The following is a 17,113-nucleotide window of genomic DNA, read 5'->3' as shown; positions in this document are numbered from 1 at the left end:
GGACGGGGAATCGGTTCGTCGGGCAGGTCGGTGGGCTCGGCGAACCGGTTCGGTGGGTTTCCGAGGGAGCCCGGCCCGTGGACAATCGCGGCCATGAGTGAAGAGTCGATACGTAACTACCTGGCCGCGGTCGAGAGCCGACTGGCGGCCGACGGCTGCGCCCCGCGCTGGGAGGACTGGGCCGGGGTTCCTGTGCTCGTCGGGCGGCGGGCCGACTTCCGGATGCGGTGGGCGGCCACCAATCTGCATCTGTTCACCGTGGCCGCCGCCGTGCCAGAGGTCACCGTGCAGGTCATCGACGCGTTCACCACGCAGGTGCTCGCGTATGCCAAGAAGAACAAGGGCGGTCTGCCCGTCGGGATGCAGACCGGCGTCGCGTCCTTTCCCGTTCTGGTCAGCGATCGGATCGATCCGGCCGCGATGGCGTGGGCGCAGGAGAAGCAGCGCAATCAGTTCGCCTGCTTCGCGCGGCCGGTCGTCGTCGACAGTGTGCAGGGCTACGTGGGCATGTACCGGGGGAAGCCGGCCCTGGGGCGGGCCTACGCCTCGCACCTGATCGAGAAGGGTGCCCGGTACTTTCAGCCGCTGGGCTGAGCAGCCGGGTTCCGGGGCTTCTCCGACGTCTCCTGCGGCGGCTCCACGCGGCCGAGCCACGAGGTCAGGAGAACCTCCAACTGTGCCGCCTCCTCCGGTGACAGGGCGTCCAGGAGGCGGCGTTCATTGCGCATGTGCTCGGTGAAGGCCTGGTCGATCAGTTCCCGTCCCGCGTGGGTGAGTGCGACCACCCGGCCCCGGCCGTCGCCGGCCGAGCGACGGCGGGTGACCAGGCCGTCCCGTTCCAGGCGGTCGATCCGCTTGGTCATCGCCCCCGTGGTGACCATGGTGTGCACCGCCAGGTCCCCGGGGGCCCGTTCGTACGGCTCTCCCGCGCGGCGCAGCGCCGCCAGCACATCGAACTCGCCCTCGCTCAGGCCGAATCGCCGGTAGACCACACAGAGCTGTTCCGTGAGCATTCCGGCCAGGCGGTGGAGCCGGCCGATCACCGCCTGGGGGCTCACGTCGACGTCCGGCCGCTCCCGGGTCCACTCGGCCTGGATGCGGGCGATGTGGTCGAGGGGCGGGGGAGTGGACGGGGCGGTGTCTGCCTGCATGGGTTCACTATAGCTTCCTGGAAGGCATAATAACTTCCGTGGAAGCTACTTTGCGATGGATCCTGATCACGGCGATCGCGCCTGTTGCCTGGGGTACGAACTACTTCGTCACCCACGCCTACCTGCCCGCCGATCACCCCCTGTACGGGGCTGCGATCAGGGCCCTTCCGGCCGGGCTGCTGCTCCTGGCCGTGCGCCGGGAACGGCCGCACGGCCCCTGGTGGTGGAAGTCCCTGGTCCTCGGCGCCCTGAACATGGGCGGGTTCTTCGCCCTGATCTACGTAGCCGCTCAGCTGCTCCCGACCAGCACCGCCTCGACGGTCATGGCGGCCTCACCGCTGGTGATGATGCTGATCGCCTGGGCGCTGCTCGCCGAGCGCCCACGCCTGCTGCCACTGGCCGGGGCCGTCGTCGGTCTCGGCGGGGTGTGTCTCATGCTGCTCACCGGGACGGCGTCGATCGACGTGCGCGGAGTGCTCGCCTCCGTCGCCGCGATGCTCATGTCGTCCCTCGGCTATGTCCTGGCCAAGCGGTGGGGCGCCGAGGTCGATGTGCTCGCCTCGACCGCCTGGCAACTGATCGCAGGAGGGCTTCTGCTGCTGCCCCTCGCCGCCCTCGTGGAGGGCGCGCCGCCCGCACTCGACGTACCGGCCGCCCTCGGATTCGGCTACGTCACCGTCGTCGCGACCGCGCTCGCCTTCGCCGCCTGGTTCGGAGGGCTGCGCCATCTGCCCGCCGCCACGGTCGGCCTGGTCGGACTGCTCAACCCGGTGACAGGCGTACTGCTCGGCACCCTCATCGCCGGTGAGTCGCTCACCCTCAGGCAACTTTGCGGGCTGGCCCTGGTGCTGGCGGGGATTCTCCTTGGGCGGCCGGTGGTCCGCGGGCGGGTGCGCGTTGCGTCGGCGATCAAGGCTGCGCGACCCTCAACTCCCGTACGCCCACCGGCTTCTCCGCGTCGTCCGAAGTGACCGTCAGCCGCACCTGGCGGGCCACCGCCCCCGCCCCGTACGGCTGCCAGTCCGTGCCGTTCACCGATGTCTCCAGGCGGTAGGAGGACAGGCGTGCGTCCGTCCACTCCGGCTCGATCGAGGTCACCGGGGCCGCGCGCCCCAAGTCCACCGTCAGCGTGCCCGTCGCGCCGTCCGGGGACCAGGACGTGGCCGGGCTGCCGTCCACCGCGGCGGCCGCGTACAGGCCGGGGGTCTCGGAGGTCGCCGTCGCCGGGCGGCAGCGGGCCGCGTCCGTCGTCGACGCGAGGTCGGGGCGGCGGGTGGCGAGGGTGAGCGTGCCGGTGAGGAGGCGGGGGCCGGTGGGGGTGTGGACGGTGAAGGGGGCGCCGGAGGTCAACCGGACCGTCGTCGTCAGGGGGCCGATCGCGATGTCGTACGTACGGCCCCGGTAGCGCAGGCCCGTCAGCGTGACGCCCTTGCCCAGCTGCGGCGGCAGCAACGGATCGAGGCGCACCCCGTCCTCCCGTAGCCGAAGGCCCGTCAGACCGTGCGTGAAGACCTGGAGGAATCCGCCCTTCCCGGTGAGGAAGTCCTCGGCGGGAAAACCCGACAGCGGGTCCTGGGCGCCCGACTTCGCGCCCCGTGCCTCGCTGAAGAGGGCGTACGGGCCGCGCATGAACGGGCGCACGGCGCGCTGGAGATAGGTATACGTCGCGCAGCCGGGTGCCCCGATCGCGGCCGCGTCGATCGCATGGACCGAGTCCGTCATCGCCGGGCCGTCCGGATCGGTGCGCGCGGCGTAGTAGTCGAGCGTGGACGCCCGGGCGCCCGGCTCCATCGGCCACTCAAGTGGGTAGATCAGCAGCACCGTGTCGGCCTGCTTGATGGTCGAGCCGTTGTAGCCCGCGTACTGAAGGAAGAGCTTCCGCTTCGGGTCGTACGGGATACGCAGACCGTCCGCGACCCTCGTCCACTCGGCCGGTGCAGGATGCCCGAGCAGCTGCGCCGCGCGGGTGGCGTTGCGCAGGGCGGTGGCCGCCACCGCGTTGGTGAAGACCCCGTCGGTGACGCCGTTGCTGTACTCGTCGGGGCCGGCGACCTCCTTCACCGAGTAGCTGCCGTCGTCGTTGGCGGTGGCCCGAGAGGCCCAGAAGTCGGCGATTCCCTGGAGCAGCGGCCAGCCGTGACCGGCCAGCCAGTCGCGGTCCCCGGTCGCCAGGTAGTACTGCCAGACGGCGAGCGAGACATCGCCCTGGAGGTGGTTCTGGGTGACGCAGTGCGGGGGGTCCCAGCTCTGGCACTCGGTCCAGAGGTTGCCCTTGCTCGCGCTCGTCCACGGGTAGAACAGGCCCCGGAACCCCAGCATCCTGGCGTTCGTACGCGCGGCTCCGCGCGTGCGGTAGCGGTACTCGACGACCGAACGGGCCAGCTCGGGGTGGGTGACGAGCAGCCCCGGGTACATCCAGATCTCGGCGTCCCAGAACACCATGCCCGCGTAGTTGTCGCTGGTCAGACCGGCCGGTGCGATGCTGTCGCGGGACCCGGTCCGGGTGGAGGCGAGGAGTCCGTACTGCGCCGACCGCAGCCACTTCTGCAGCTGGGGACTGTCCGGTACGGAGATGTCGGCCGCCCAGGCCCGCCGCCAGGCGGCCGCGTTCGCGGCGAGGACACCGGACCAGCCGCGCCGGGCCGCGCGCCGGGACGCCTCGCGGGCGGCGGTGCGCGGGGCGGACGAGGTGAGCGCGGTGTCCACTCCGACGTACTTCTCGAAGGTGTAGGTGCGCCCGGCGCGTACCCGGTGCGTGCTGCGCAGCGGGGGCGTGCTCTGTCCCGGCTCCGATCCGCCGGTGCGCATCGTCTGGGCGATCGCGCCCGCTGTTCCGGTGCCCTGCGTGCGGAACGTTCCGTCGCCGTTGAGCGTGAGCCGGCGCGCGCCCCGCGGGTCGAGGCGGCCGGTGACGGTCGCCGTGCCGCTCCAGTGCGGTGTCATGCGCAGCCGTACGGCGCCGGTGTGCACATCGGACCGGTCGGCGAGCACCTCGTACGTCAGGTCCGTCGCGCGCCCGTCGGCCGTCGTCCAGCGCAGCGACGTACGCACCAGGCCGCAGCGCAGGAACACCGTCTGGCGGTAGTGCGAGATCCGGCCCGCAGGCGTGGCGGAGCCGTAGGTCTCGTTGCCGACGCGTACGTCGAGGGTCGTCCAGCTCGGCAGTGCGGCGGCTACCTCACGGCCTGCGGCGAGGTCCTTGTCGCGCCCGAACAGGCCGGAGACGAAGGCGCCGTCGTAGCGCGGAGTGAACAGCGGCCAGCCGGTCTTCTCGCCCGACGCGGCATATCCGGCGCCCGTGGCGGGCACCCGGTGGGCCAGATATCCGTTGCCGGCATAGGGGGCGTATCCGTCGGCCTCGCCGAACCGGGTGGAGGTCGGCGCCCAGGCGGGGTCGGTGTCCCGGCCGCAGGCCGTGGACACGGGCGGGAGGGGAGCGGCCGCGTAGGAGAGGGGCGGCAGCGGCGCGATCAGGGCGCCCGCGACCAGGGACGTGAGGGACGTCAGGGACGTGAGGAGACAGACGCGCGAGAGGCTCACTGTATGAAGGTATGGACGCGCGCGCCGAGCGGCGGTGCACGGCGCGCGGCGCGCGGGTGAACGGCTGGTGGCCCCCCGTCAGGCCGCGAGGCCCGTTTTGAGGCCTGCGCCGCACAGCGGTACGACGACGCTCCGGTCCGTCCAGCCGCCGACCGCCGCCCAGCAGGCGACGCCCGTCGTCTCCACGTAGAACCCGCGGGCGGCCAGATCCAGCTGCGCGTCGCGGATCTGATCCTCGGTCACCGTGAGGAAGGTGCCGCCCGATTCCCGTACCGCGGCCAGGATGGCCCGGGCGCGCGGCGGGCGGGGGATGGCGATGCCCTCGGCGAGCGTGGGGGCGGCCGCGCCGGCCGGGGCGTCGAGCAGCCCGTCCGCCTCCGCTCGGAAGGCGGCGGCCAGCGGTGACACGGCCTCGGCCTGTACGGCGATCAGCGCCGGGCGTTCGTCGATCAGCCCCTGGGCGTGGAGCTCGGCGGTGGCCAGGGCCGCGCCGAGGAGGAGGGTGCCGTTGCCGACCGGTACGGCGATGGCGTCCGGGAGACGGCCGCCGAGGTCCTCCCACATCTCGTACACGTAGGTCTTCGTGCCGTGCAGGAAGTACGGGTTGAAGACATGCGAGGCGTAGAAGGTGCCGGGGGTGTCGGCGGCGGTACGGGCGGCCAGCGCGGTGGCTTCGCGGTCGCCGGGGACGATCTCCAGGCGGGCGCCGTGGGCCCGGATCTGTTCGGTCTTCTTCGGGGACGTGCCCTCGGGGACGTACACCGTGCAGGGGAGCGAGGCACGGGCGCAGTACGCGGCGACGGCCGTGCCCGCGTTGCCGCTGCTGTCCGCGATGACGCGCTCGGGTGAGAGGCGGCGGGCCAGTTCGGCGAGCATCACGGCGCCGCGGTCCTTGAAGGAGAGCGTCGGCATCAGGAAGTCGAGCTTGGCCGTGACCGTGCCGGTGAGCGGGACGAGCGGGGTACGGCCCTCGCCGAGGGTGGTCGTGGGTGCGGCCAGGGGCAGCGCCTCTTCGTAACGCCACAGTGAATTGACGCGTCCGGGCAGGGAGTCGATCGAGATCGGCCCGGCGACCTCGAAGTCGAGATCCCAGGGGCCGTGGCAGACCGGGCAGCACCAGGTGAGGGCGGTGGTTTCGGCACGGGTGCCGTCCTGCGGGCAGAGATACGTGGCCATGCCCGTCAGCATGTCAGGCCTGTGGCGGCTGAGTGGCGTTGGTATGGCACACGTCAACGCACCCTTGTGGGATTGCCATGGATCGGTCAATCTTTCGCTGTCGGCCGGGCCGTGGGCAGCGCGGAATCCGTAGTGATTGTTTGTCATGCTCATGCTATTCAATCCTGCCGCACCGCGTCCCCCGTGGAACCCCCCACCAGCGCACCGCAATCGAGGAGGACCCCTCACATGTCAGTGATGCGTCACACCCCCCATGCGCGTCGAAGACTCGCCGCGGCGAGCGTCATAGCCGGTGCCGCCCTCGCGCTCTCCACCATGGCGGCGTTCCCCGCCACGGCGGCCGGGACGGCAGCGGAAGGCCGGATCGAGAACGCGGGTGCCCCGGGCACCATCAGCGGCAGCTACATCGTCACGCTCGACGAGGCGTCGGCCGACGCCGGCTCCGCGCAGGGCAAGGCGCTCGCCAAGGAGTACGGCGCCGAGATCAAGAAGACCTACCACGCCGCCCTCAACGGCTACGCGGTCGAACTCTCCGCCGCACAGGCGAAGAAGTTCGCCGCGGACCCGGCCGTCGAGTCCGTCGTGCAGAACCGGACCTTCACGGTCTCTGGCACCCAGCCCTCGCCGCCCTCGTGGGGACTGGACCGGATCGACCAGAAGACCCTGCCGCTGAACCAGAGTTACACCTACCCCGACAAGGCGGGCGAGGGTGTCACCGCGTACATCATCGACACCGGTGTCCGGATCACCCACAGCGACTTCGGCGGCCGGGCCTCGTACGGCTACGACGCCATCGACAACGACAACACCGCGCAGGACGGCTACGGCCACGGCACCCATGTGGCGGCCACCGTCGCCGGTTCGGCATACGGCGTCGCCAAGAAGGCGAAGATCGTCGCCGTCCGGGTCCTCGACGACAGCGGCTCCGGCACGACCGAGCAGGTCGTCGCGGGCATCGACTGGGTGACGGCGAACGCCGTGAAGCCGGCCGTCGCCAACATGAGCCTGGGCGGCGGGGCGGACTCCGTGCTCGACGCGGCCGTACGCAACTCCATCGCGTCCGGCGTCACCTACGGGGTCGCCGCCGGCAACGAGTCCACCGACGCCTCCACGAAGTCCCCGGCACGGGTCACCGAGGCCATCACGGTCGGCTCCACGACCAACACGGACGCCCGCTCCAGCTTCTCCAACTACGGCAGCGTGGTGGACATCTTCGCCCCGGGCTCGTCGATCACCTCGGCCTGGAACACCGGTGACAGCGCCACCAACACGATCTCCGGTACGTCGATGGCGACCCCGCACGTGGTCGGCGCCGCGGCCCTCTACCTGGCCGACCACCCGAGCGACAGCCCGGCACAGGTCTCCGCCGGACTGGTCGCCGCAGCCAGCACCGGAGTGGTGACGAGCCCGGGTACGGGCTCCCCGAACCGGCTGCTGAATGTCGGCAGCGGCACCACCACGCCGCCGGGCAAGAAGTTCGAGAACGCGACGAGCTACGCCATCAGCGACAACTCCACCGTCGAGTCGCCGATCACTGTCACCGGTGTCACCGGCAATGCGCCGGCGGCGCTGAGTGTGCCCGTCGACATCACGCACACCTACATCGGCGACCTGAAGATCGACCTGGTCGCGCCCGACGGTTCGGTCTACAACCTGAAGGCGTACGGGACGGGCGGCAGCAGCGACAACGTGGTCACCACCTACTCGGTGAACGTTTCGTCGGAGGTGGCCAACGGCACCTGGAAGCTGCGGGTCGGCGACAACGCGACGGCCGACACCGGGAAGATCAACTCCTGGGCCCTGCAGTTCTGATGACGGCTCCGTAAGGAATCGAATGTGTGGGGCGGCCGCATCCGCGGCCGTCCCACACGTCTTGCGCTAGCGCCGGTCGAGGCCCCGGTCGACCGCGGTCATCAGCTCGCCGTCGTCCGTGTCGCCGTCCAGGGACCAGAACATCGCGCCGCCCAGGCCGTGCCTGCGGATGTACGAGGTCTTGGTGCGCAGTACCTGCGGGTCGTCGTACGTCCACAGGGTGGTGCCGTCGAACAGCCAGGCACTGCCGTCCCTGACGTTCCGGTGGATCTTGTACGTACCCGAGTCGGCCAGCTTCTTGAGGGCCTTGTAGTCCTCGTAGCCGGCGGCCCAGGTGGCGGGCGCGGGTGCCGTGGCCGGCCGGCCGAGGCCGTCGCCGCCGCCCGTGACGCCGGTCCAGCCCTGACCGTAGAACGGCATGCCCATCACCAGCTTGCGGGCGGGGGCGCCGCGCCCGATCCATTCACGGACGGTCTGGTCGACGCTGAAGTCGCCCTTCGCGTACAGCGCGGACTGCTGGGCCGTGGTGGTCTCGCCGGAGACATGGAAGTCGTAACCCTGAAGGTTCACGAAGTCGAAGTCCCGCATGATGCGGCGCACATCGAAGCCCGCATCGATCTTGGCGGGGGCGGTGGGGACGAACGCGGAGAGCTCGTAGTGCTTCGTCTTCGCGCCGTGGCCCTTCCCCTTCTGCGCCTTCGTGCCGCTCTTCGCATAGGCGTCGAGCTGGGTGCGGAACTCGTGCACCAGCGCGGTGAAGTTCCGCTTGTCCTCGGGGCGGTAGACCGTGTCCGTGTCGCCGGCGGAGCCGGGCCACTCCCAGTCGATGTCCACACCGTCGAAGAGACCGGCCGCGGCGCCCTGACCGCCGCGCGTTCCGTCCGCCGGCAGGTTGCCCTTGATGTACAGGTCGATGCAGGAGGAGACGAACGCCTTGCGGGAAGCGGCGGTGCGGGCCGCGTCCGAGAAGTGGGTGGACCAGCTCCAGCCGCCCAGGGAGATCATGACCTTGAGGCCGGGGTGCTTGGCCTTGAGCTCGCGCAGCTGGTTGAAGTTGCCCGCCAGGGCCTGGTCGTCGGTGTCGGCGGCACCGTCCACCGATCCCGCCGCGTCCAGCGGGCGGACGTAGTCGGCCCAGGCGTCTGCCTCGCCGGGCACATTGCCGGTGAAGCACTTGCCGTCGGCACTGACGTTGCCGAACGCGTAGTTGATGTGGGTGAGCTTGGCCGCGGCGCCGCTCGTGTCCAGGTCCTTGACCTGGAAGTCGCGTCCGTACACGCCCCATTGGGTGAAGTAGCCGACGCGCTTGTAGGCGGGGGCGTCGTCGTGGCCGGAGGGGGCTGCGGATGTGGCTGCGGAAGCGGAGGCGACGGGGGCGATGCCGGCCGCCGGCGTGACCGCGCAGGCGGCAATGGCCAGGGAGGACAGGGTTCTTCGACGCATGAGGCCCGTTCCTGTGCGTGTGCTGAGAGGTACATGAGTCGTGCTCTGTGGAGAGGAAGCTATTGGTCTGGACCAAAAGGGGTCAAGGGGTTGGGGAGAACCCGGATGAGAAGGGCCGGGGCCTCTTCGGTAGTCGACCGCGGGATATGCGCGAGGTCACGATGAATCAACACTTCGAGTGAAACTCTGGCCTGTGCTTGCGGTTCACAACCGACGGTTGCCACGCTGTTGCAGTCTGTCAACCTGTTGGGAGTGGCCTGTGGCTTTCGGTGAGCAGCCCGCCTATCTGCGCGTTGCGAGCGATCTGAGAGAGAAGATCGTCAACGGTTCGCTGCCGCCGCATACGCGCCTGCCCTCGCAGGCCCGTATCCGCGAGGAGTACGGAGTCTCGGACACCGTCGCGCTGGAGGCACGCAAGGTGCTGATGGCCGAGGGCCTGGTCGAGGGGCGCTCCGGTTCCGGTACGTATGTGCGTGAGCGACCGGTCCCGCGCCGGATCGCCCGCTCCGGCTACCGGACCGGGGCCGGGGCCAGCCCGTTCCGCCAGGAGCAGACGGCGGACGGAGTGCGCGGGACCTGGGAGTCCCGCAGTGAGCAGGAGGGCGCCAGTGGCGAGATCGCCGAGCGCCTGGACATCGAGCCGGGTGACCGGGTGATGCGTACGAGATACACCTTCCGGGAGGCCGGGGAGCCGATGATGCTCTCCACCTCCTGGGAACCCCTCGCCGTGACGGGGCGTACGCCGGTGATGCTGCCGGAGGAGGGCCCGTTGGGCGGCTGCGGGGTGGTCGAGCGGATGGCCGCGATCGATGTCGTCGTGGACAACGTGGCCGAGCAGGTCGGCGCGCGCCCGGGGTTGGCGGAGGAGCTCCTGGCGCTCGGCGGTGTACCGGGCCATGTGGTGATGGTGATCGAGCGTACGTATTACGCATCGGGTCGCCCGGTCGAGACGGCGGACGTGGTGGTGCCCGCCGATCGTTTCCGGATCGCCTACCACCTTCCGGTCAGGTGACCGATACCCGGAGGGCGCTGTCCGGCGTCGGTGACGACAAGTTAACGCCCTGTCGGCTCCCGTAACCGACGGGCAATCACCGACTGTAATGACTTGTCATGTCCCGCTCGTACCTTCCGGTTCGTACCCGCACACCGGACGACGAACGGGAAGTCACCGATGACGGACACAGCCACTCCGAAGACGGCCGAGGCGCCGGCCGGGATTCCGGCGGCGCCGGCCGCGGAGGTTCCGGCCGGGCCCGATGCCCCGGCTCCCGGGCCCGAAGCCCCCGCCCCCGGGCGCAGTTATGCGAAGCTCGCCGCCGACGAGAGCCGCGAGGACTACTCCCTCCGCTACGCGCCGCACTCCTTCCGGCGCTGGTCGCCGTCCATGGTCGCGGGCACCGCGCTCGGCGGAATCGCCTATCTCGCCGACTTCGCGATCGGCGCCTCGATCGTCTTCACCTACGGCTTCACCAGCGGACTCGCCTCGATCCTCGCCGCCGCGACGATCATCTTCCTCACCGGCATACCGATCGCCCGGGCCTGCGCGAAGTACGGCCTGGACATGGACCTGGTCACCCGCGGCGCGGGCTTCGGGTACTTCGGCTCGACGCTGACCTCGCTGATCTACGCGTCCTTCACCTTCATCTTCTTCGCCCTCGAAGGCTCGATCATGGCGCAGGCCATGCATCAGGCCGTCGGGCTCCCGGTCGAGGCCGGTTATCTGCTGACGACGCTCATCGTCATCCCGATCGTCTTCCGGGGCATGGGGGCGCTCGCCAAGGTGCAGGCGTGGACCCAGCCGATCTGGATCATCGGCCTGGTGCTGCCGTTCGTCGTGCTCGCCTTCGAGGCGCCGGACGCCTGGGGCGCGTTCGGCTCCTTCGGCGGTACGGAGGGCGCGGGTTCGGGGTTCTCCTGGATCGGCTTCGGGCTGGGTACCGGCGTCGCGCTCTCGCTCATCGCCCAGATCGGTGAGCAGGCCGACTATCTGCGCTTCATGCCGGCGAAGACGGAGGCCAACAAGCGGCGCTGGAACCTCGCGGTGCTTGCCGCCGGGCCCGGCTGGGTCATCATCGGGGCGGCGAAGCAGCTCGGCGGCGCGCTGCTCGCCTTCGTCGCGCTGGAGGCGGTCGGCAAGACGCACGCGCTGGAGCCGATCGCACCGCAGATCGAGGCGCTGAGGCCATGGCTCGGCTCGTTCGCCCTGCCCGCGGCGGCAGTCTTCGTGATCGTGTCGCAGATCAAGATCAATGTGACCAATGCCTACAGCGGTTCGCTGTCCTGGTCGAACTTCTTCTCCCGGATCACCCACAAACACCCGGGCCGGGTCTGGTACATCTTCCTCAACCTCGCCATCGCGCTCACGCTGATGGAGATGAACATGTTCGCGGCCCTCAACAAGCTGCTGGGCTTCTACTCGAACGTGGGCATCGCCTGGATCGCGGCCGTCGCCGCCGACCTGGTCATCAATAAGCGGATCGGGCTGAGCCCCCGGTACATCGAGTTCAAACGGGCCTACTTGTACGCGGTGAACCCGGCCGGATTCGGCGCGATGGTGATCGCGTCGACCGTCTCCATCCTGGCCTTCTTCGGGCTCTTCGGACTCTATGCGGAAGCCTTCTCGACCTTCATCGCGGCCGGACTGTCGTTGACTCTCTGCCCGTTGATCGCCTGGGCGACGAAGGGGAAGTACTACCTGGCCCGGCCCAACCCGGTGAACGGGCCCGGCGTCGAGATCGCGGACATCACCGCCACCCACACCTGTGCGGTCTGCGAAACCGCATATGAGCTGCCGGACATCGCCGACTGCCCCGTGCAGGCAGGGCCCATCTGTTCGCTGTGCTGCTCACTGGACGCGGAGTGCGGGGACGTCTGCCGCAAGCAGCCGTCGGCCGGACCCGTCCCGATGCCGATGCCGACGGTGCGTACGGCGGCGACGACGGAGGCGCGTTAGGGGCCGGGGAGCGGGGGCGTAACTGCTGCGGGGGGCGCATCCAATTGGGTGCGCCCCCTTTGGATGGCCGGATCGGTGTCTCTTTGTGTAATTACGTATCCGTTGCGTGAAGGTCGGGCGTAGGCTCCGGCATATGCGTACTGCGGTTTCCTGGGGATCCTTAGAGACGTACATGCCGTTCGAGGGAGGGGCGCAATGCTGGGGAGGGGCGCGATGAGCGACAGCGGTGCCGAGCTCCTTTGGCTGGTGATACGGCAGGACGACAACGGCAATCGCTACCGTGTCGGCAGGTATGCCACACAGGGCGAGGCCCAGAAGATTGCCGACAAGCTCGACGCCCATGGCCACAAGCAGCTCTATTGGGTGGAGCGCATCGGGCAGAGTGCGCGGCCGTAGAGCGTCCGCAAGGAGCGGGGCGGGGGCGTTACGCTCCGGCTCATGAACGATCGTGTGGTGGTGGCCGGAGCCGTCTACGACCGGGGCCGTCTGCTGGCCGCGCGCCGCAGCGCCCCGCCCGAGCTGGCCGGCCGGTGGGAGCTGCCCGGCGGAAAGCTGGAGCCGGGGGAGAGCGGCGAGCAGGCGCTCGTACGGGAACTCCGCGAGGAGCTCGGCGTGGAGACGGAACCGCTGGAGCGCATCCCCGGCGAGTGGCCGCTGAAGCCCGGGTACGTGCTCCGGGTGTGGACGGCCCGTCTGGTGTCCGGGGTGCCCGCACCGCTCCAGGACCATGACGAACTGCGCTGGCTCGGGCCGGGCGAGAGCGATGCGGTCGACTGGCTGGACCAGGACCTGCCCGCGGTCGCGGAGGCGATGCGCCGTCTGCCGGACGGAGCGCACCGCTGACGCGGAACGCTGCGGCGAGCGCTGCCTGCGTGGATCCCGTGTGGATTCGGCACGGGTTCGGCACGGGCTCGGCATGGGTTCCGGTGTGGATTCGGTGTGGATTCCGGCGGCGCGCGCCGACTGCCCCGTGCGCCCCTCGCCTCTGTGTGCATCTGTTTGTGCGCGCGGCCGTACACCCGTACGCCCCACGTGTCGACCCCGGCGATAGTTCGCCCCAAATATCGGGTATGTGCTCATTAAACCCCGTAAACAGGACGTTCCCCGTTGCTGGTCTTGGGAAGTGATCGGCGTGATCGACACCGAAGGCGAATGCGCCGAGTGGACCTTTCCGGCTGTGCCGGGCGCCGTGCGTTCCGCGCGGCATGCCGTCCATGAGGCGTTGCGCGGCTGGGGGCTCGACGCTGCCGTCGGGGATATGACAGTTCTGCTGGTCAGCGAGCTGGTGACCAACTCCATGCAGTACACATCGGGCCCCATCGGCGTACGGCTGCTGCGCCCCCATCCCAACGGTCACGCCCCCGCCGCCCGCCCCGGACTACTCGTGGAAGTCTCCGATCCGCTTCCGGATCCGCCCACCGAACGTATGGCGGGACCCGACGACGAGGGCGGCAGAGGACTGCAGCTGGTGGCCTGTTCTGCTCGCCGCTGGGGGACCAGGCGCGGAAAGACCGGCAAGACCGTGTGGTTCGAGCTGGCCCTGCCTGGTTAGGAGTGGGGTGGGACGCACAGCGATCACCAGAGGTCGGGCAGAACCTGGCTGAAAGGGACTGAGACCGTGCTGTGATCGTGAACGCCGTGTCGGTAGGGGCCGTAGTGCTGAATACTGCGGGCAGGACCGGTCCGGTGTGTGAGCTGGAGGGGACGGTCGCGTGAGCGAAATACCTGGGACAGCGGGCAGCATTGTGTGGCAGAGCAGCCCGCCTGGCTCGATCTATGACTACATCAGGGTCGCCTCCTTCTCGATCGGCCCCGACGGCCTGATCGAGCAGTGGAGCCGGCGGGCCGCCGGCCTCTTCGGCGTTCCCGCAGACAAAGCGGTGGGCATGGATCCGGTCGAGGCATTCATGCCTGCCGAACTGCGCACGGACGGCCGCCGCCGGGTCGGTGAGATCCTCGACGGCAAGGAGTGGACGGGCCTCGTCCCTTTCCGGATGCCGGGAGAGGACCCCGTGCACGGGGTCGCCGAGATCTATGTGATGCCGAGCGAGACGGAGGCCGGGGAACGGGCCGCGCTCTGCATCGTCGTGGACGTCCGCGCGCTGCGCCGCATCGAGACGGACCTTGCTGCGTCACAGGCCATATTCGGCCAATCGCCCTTCGGGTTCGTGCTGTTCGGTACGGACCTCACGGTGATACGGGCCAACCAGCGCTTCGCCACCGTCTTCGGCGGTCAGGCCGCCGACCACCGCGGCCGTACGGTCGACGACTACCTGTCCCGCCCCGAGGCCGACCGGCTCACCGCCACGCTGGAGCGCGTTCTGGAGACCGGCGCATCCGTCACCGATCTCCAGCTCGTCGGCACCGCGCCCGGCGACAGCGACAGCCGCCACTGGTCCATGAACCTCTACCGCGTGCACAGCGGATCGGGCCGCCCCATCGGCATCGCCGGACTGGCCACCGATGTGACCCGACGGCACATCGCCGCCCGCGAGGCCGCCAGCGCCCGCCGCAATCTCGCCCTGCTCAACGAGGCCAGTGCCCGTATCGGCAACTCCCTCGACCTGGAGACCACCGCCCGCGAACTCCTCGATGTCGCCGTGCCCGGCTTCTGCGACCTCGCCTCCGTCGACCTCTACCAGGGGCTGCTCACCGGCGACGACGCGCCTCCCGGCAGCTGGGATTCGCTCCGCCAGGAGTCCGTCGGCGGCTCCGCCGAACTGCGCCGTGTCGCGCTTGCCAGCGCCGTGTCGGACGCCCTGCCCGTCACCGCCGCTCCCGGCCCGGGCACCGGTCCGCCCGCGCTCGGCGCCGTACACCGCTTCTCGTACAACTCGCCCTGTGCCATCGCCCTGCGCACCGGTCATGTCGAGGATGTGCCCGGCGACGACCGGGGCTTCGTCCAGTCCACGCTCGCCGTACCGATGGTCGCCCACGACACGGTGGTCGGTCTCGTCCAGTTCTCCCGTACGAAGGGCAGCGAACCCTTCGGCGAGAGGGACCGTGCGCTGGCCACCGAGCTCGCAGCCCGCGCCGCGGTCTGTATCGACAACGCCCGCCTCTACCGGCGCGAGCACGAGCGCGCACTGATCCTCCAGCGCAGCCTCCTGCCACCCGGCGACCCGGTGGCCGCCGGCCTCGACATCGCCTGCCGCTACCTCCCCGGCAACACGGCCACCGAGGTGGGCGGCGACTGGTTCGACGTGATCGAACTCCCCGGCCACCGGACCGCCCTCGTCGTCGGCGACGTCATGGGCCGCGGCCTGCGAGCCGCCGTGGCCATGGGCGAACTGCGCACCGCCGTACGGACCCTGGCCCTCCTGGACCTGGAACCCGCCGAGGTGCTCTCCGCACTCGACGAGGTCGCCCGCGGGCTCGGCACCCCCGGCAGCCCCTCCTCATCCGACGGTTTCGGCGGCGGCGCCCAGTGGCCCTCTCGGGCCGCTCACAAGTCCCGCGAGGCAGACCTCTCCGAGGTCTACCTGGCGACCTGCGTCTACGCGGTCTACGACCCGGTCACCCGGCGCTGCACCTTCGCCAACGCCGGCCATCTCCCGCCTGCCGTGGTCGAGCCGGGCGAACCGGCCATGCTGCTCGACGTCCCGCCCGGGATGCCGCTCGGCGTCGGCGGCGAACCCTTCGAGGAAGTCGAGGTCGAACTGAAGGAGGGCGCCCTGCTCGCCCTCTACACGGACGGCCTCGTCGAGTCCCGCGACCATCCGCTCGACGAAGGACTGGATGCCCTGCGCGGTGCGCTCGTCGAACCGGAACGGCCACTCGAAGACGTCTGCGACCACGTACTGACCACCCTCGACACCCGGCACGGCGAGGACGACATCGCCCTGCTCATGGCCCGCATCCAGGGGATGGAGGCCGACGCCGTCGGCGACTGGCGGCTGCCCCCCGAACCCCGCTCCGTCGGCCGCGCCCGCGAACTGGCCCGTGGCCAGTTGCTCGCCTGGGACCTCGAAGAGCTGGTCGACACCACTGAACTACTGGTCAGCGAACTGGTCACCAACGCCCTGCGGTACGGCGAGGGTGAGATCCGGCTCCGGCTGCTGCGCGACCGTACGCTCGTGTGCGAGGTATGGGACGCGGGTCTCGTCCAGCCGCGGCGACGGCGGGCACGCGACACCGATGAGGGCGGGCGCGGGCTGCAACTGGTCGGGCTGCTGAGTGTGGCCTGGGGGTCCAGACGGACACCGCGCGGCAAGACTGTCTGGTTCGAACTGGCGCTGCCCGACGGGGAGCCGGCCGCCGAGCGCACGGTCGAGCAGCTGCTGAGCATGTACTGAGCGGTGCCGGGGCTTCACGTCATGAGGCCGTTTTCAGGGCGGCGAGACGGGCCTCGACCTCGGCGCTGTCGCCCAGGCTGTCCAACTGCTCGAACTGGGCGTCCAGGGACGACGCGGCGAGCTCCTGCTTGCCCAGCGCCCTCGCCTCCTCGCGCCGTACCTTGTCCTCGAAACGGCTGAGCTCACTGGTCGGGTCGAGCACATCGATGTTCTTGACGGAGTCCATCATCCGGTTCTGCGCCTGGGCGGACTTGGCACGTGCGACGAGCTCGTCGCGCTTGGACTTCAGCTCCGTCAGCTTGATCTTCATCTGGTCCAGGCCGGACTTGAGCTTGTCCACCACCTCGGTCTGCGAGGCGATGGTCGGCTCCGCGGTCTTCGCCTCCTTCTCCGACTGGAGCTGACGGCCGAGCGCGACCTTGGCCAGGTTGTCGAACTTGTCCGCCTCCGCGCCCGCCCCGCCCGCCCGCAGCTCGTCGGCCTTGCGACTGGCGGCGAGCGCCTTGTCGCCCCACTCCTTGGCCGCGCCGACATCCTCCTTGTGGTCCTGCTCCATCAGCCGCAGATTGCCGATGGTCGCGGCGACCGCCTGCTCGGCCTCCGAGATGTTGGCCGTGTAGTCGCGGATCAGCTGGTCCAGCATCTTCTGCGGATCCTCCGCCTGATCCAGCAACGCGTTGATATTGGCCTTCGCCAGCTGGGTGACGCGGCCGAGGATGGTCTGCTTGGTCATGGCACCTCTC

At 70.0% G+C, this 17,113-nt stretch carries 14 protein-coding genes; 9 read left to right on the top strand and 5 right to left on the bottom strand.

Features of this window, described 5'->3' with window-relative positions; translation table 11 throughout:
• Positions 1-93: 93 nt before the first annotated feature.
• A complete protein-coding gene (locus ACGFU7_RS19090; RefSeq protein ID WP_393697192.1) occupies positions 94-594 on the top strand; it encodes a levansucrase in 501 nt (166 codons plus the stop codon).
• On the opposite strand, the gene ACGFU7_RS19085 is transcribed toward ACGFU7_RS19090, so the two are convergent.
• Entirely contained in the window at positions 579-1,151 is a 573-nt protein-coding gene (locus ACGFU7_RS19085) for a MarR family winged helix-turn-helix transcriptional regulator (RefSeq protein ID WP_393697191.1), read from the bottom strand. The two genes, ACGFU7_RS19090 and ACGFU7_RS19085, sit on opposite strands and share 16 nt — an antisense overlap.
• A gap of 38 nt (positions 1,152-1,189) precedes the next feature.
• On the opposite strand from ACGFU7_RS19085, the gene ACGFU7_RS19080 reads away from it, so the two are divergent.
• On the top strand, positions 1,190-2,122 hold the full coding sequence (locus ACGFU7_RS19080; RefSeq protein ID WP_393697190.1) for a DMT family transporter: 933 nt from the start codon (positions 1,190-1,192) through the stop codon (positions 2,120-2,122).
• Here ACGFU7_RS19080 and ACGFU7_RS19075 read toward each other — a convergent pair.
• Together ACGFU7_RS19075 and ACGFU7_RS19070 are read right to left on the bottom strand one after the other, a co-directional pair.
• Positions 2,061-4,691, bottom strand: a complete 2,631-nt coding sequence (locus ACGFU7_RS19075) for a discoidin domain-containing protein (protein WP_393697189.1) — start codon at positions 4,689-4,691, stop codon at positions 2,061-2,063. The genes ACGFU7_RS19080 and ACGFU7_RS19075 overlap by 62 nt on opposite strands.
• 78 nt (positions 4,692-4,769) lie before the next feature.
• On the bottom strand, positions 4,770-5,867 hold the full coding sequence (locus ACGFU7_RS19070) for a threonine synthase (RefSeq protein ID WP_393697188.1): 1,098 nt from the start codon (positions 5,865-5,867) through the stop codon (positions 4,770-4,772).
• Between the two features lie 228 nt (positions 5,868-6,095).
• Here ACGFU7_RS19070 and ACGFU7_RS19065 point away from each other — a divergent pair, with 228 nt between their 5' ends.
• The gene (locus tag ACGFU7_RS19065) at positions 6,096-7,679 is read left to right on the top strand and encodes a S8 family serine peptidase (RefSeq protein WP_393697187.1); all 1,584 of its coding nucleotides are present in this window, start codon (positions 6,096-6,098) and stop codon (positions 7,677-7,679) included.
• 66 nt (positions 7,680-7,745) lie between these two features.
• On the opposite strand, the gene ACGFU7_RS19060 is transcribed toward ACGFU7_RS19065, so the two are convergent.
• On the bottom strand, positions 7,746-9,122 hold the full coding sequence (locus ACGFU7_RS19060) for a glycoside hydrolase family 18 protein (protein WP_393697186.1): 1,377 nt from the start codon (positions 9,120-9,122) through the stop codon (positions 7,746-7,748).
• A 259-nt stretch (positions 9,123-9,381) separates the two neighbouring features.
• Between ACGFU7_RS19060 and ACGFU7_RS19055 the strand changes: the two genes are divergently transcribed.
• The 6 genes from ACGFU7_RS19055 to ACGFU7_RS19030 all read left to right on the top strand — a co-directional run bounded on the left by ACGFU7_RS19055 (position 9,382) and on the right by ACGFU7_RS19030 (position 16,370).
• Complete coding sequence (locus ACGFU7_RS19055; protein WP_393697185.1) at positions 9,382-10,134, top strand: GntR family transcriptional regulator; 753 nt, start codon at positions 9,382-9,384, stop codon at positions 10,132-10,134.
• Positions 10,135-10,293: 159 nt separating this feature from the next.
• On the top strand, positions 10,294-12,075 hold the full coding sequence (locus ACGFU7_RS19050) for a purine-cytosine permease family protein (RefSeq protein WP_393697184.1): 1,782 nt from the start codon (positions 10,294-10,296) through the stop codon (positions 12,073-12,075).
• Between the two features lie 195 nt (positions 12,076-12,270).
• Complete coding sequence (locus tag ACGFU7_RS19045) at positions 12,271-12,471, top strand: SPOR domain-containing protein (protein WP_393697183.1); 201 nt, start codon at positions 12,271-12,273, stop codon at positions 12,469-12,471.
• A 42-nt stretch (positions 12,472-12,513) separates the two neighbouring features.
• The gene (locus ACGFU7_RS19040) at positions 12,514-12,918 is read left to right on the top strand and encodes a (deoxy)nucleoside triphosphate pyrophosphohydrolase (RefSeq protein WP_393697182.1); all 405 of its coding nucleotides are present in this window, start codon (positions 12,514-12,516) and stop codon (positions 12,916-12,918) included.
• Between the two features lie 280 nt (positions 12,919-13,198).
• A complete protein-coding gene (locus ACGFU7_RS19035) occupies positions 13,199-13,627 on the top strand; it encodes an ATP-binding protein (protein ID WP_393697181.1) in 429 nt (142 codons plus the stop codon).
• A gap of 193 nt (positions 13,628-13,820) precedes the next feature.
• Positions 13,821-16,370 (top strand): SpoIIE family protein phosphatase, encoded by a 2,550-nt coding sequence (locus tag ACGFU7_RS19030; protein WP_393697282.1) that lies wholly within the window; start codon positions 13,821-13,823, stop codon positions 16,368-16,370.
• A 19-nt stretch (positions 16,371-16,389) separates the two neighbouring features.
• On the opposite strand, the gene ACGFU7_RS19025 is transcribed toward ACGFU7_RS19030, so the two are convergent.
• On the bottom strand, positions 16,390-17,103 hold the full coding sequence (locus ACGFU7_RS19025) for a PspA/IM30 family protein (RefSeq protein ID WP_393697180.1): 714 nt from the start codon (positions 17,101-17,103) through the stop codon (positions 16,390-16,392).
• Between the last annotated feature and the right edge of the window lie 10 nt (positions 17,104-17,113).

It is taken from the genome of Streptomyces sp. NPDC048473, assembly GCF_043200155.1.
In the GTDB taxonomy this organism is placed as follows: Bacteria; Actinomycetota; Actinomycetes; order Streptomycetales; family Streptomycetaceae; genus Streptomyces.
The sequence above is the reverse complement of the archived record's forward strand: the minus strand, read 5'-3'. Positions and strand labels throughout refer to the sequence as shown.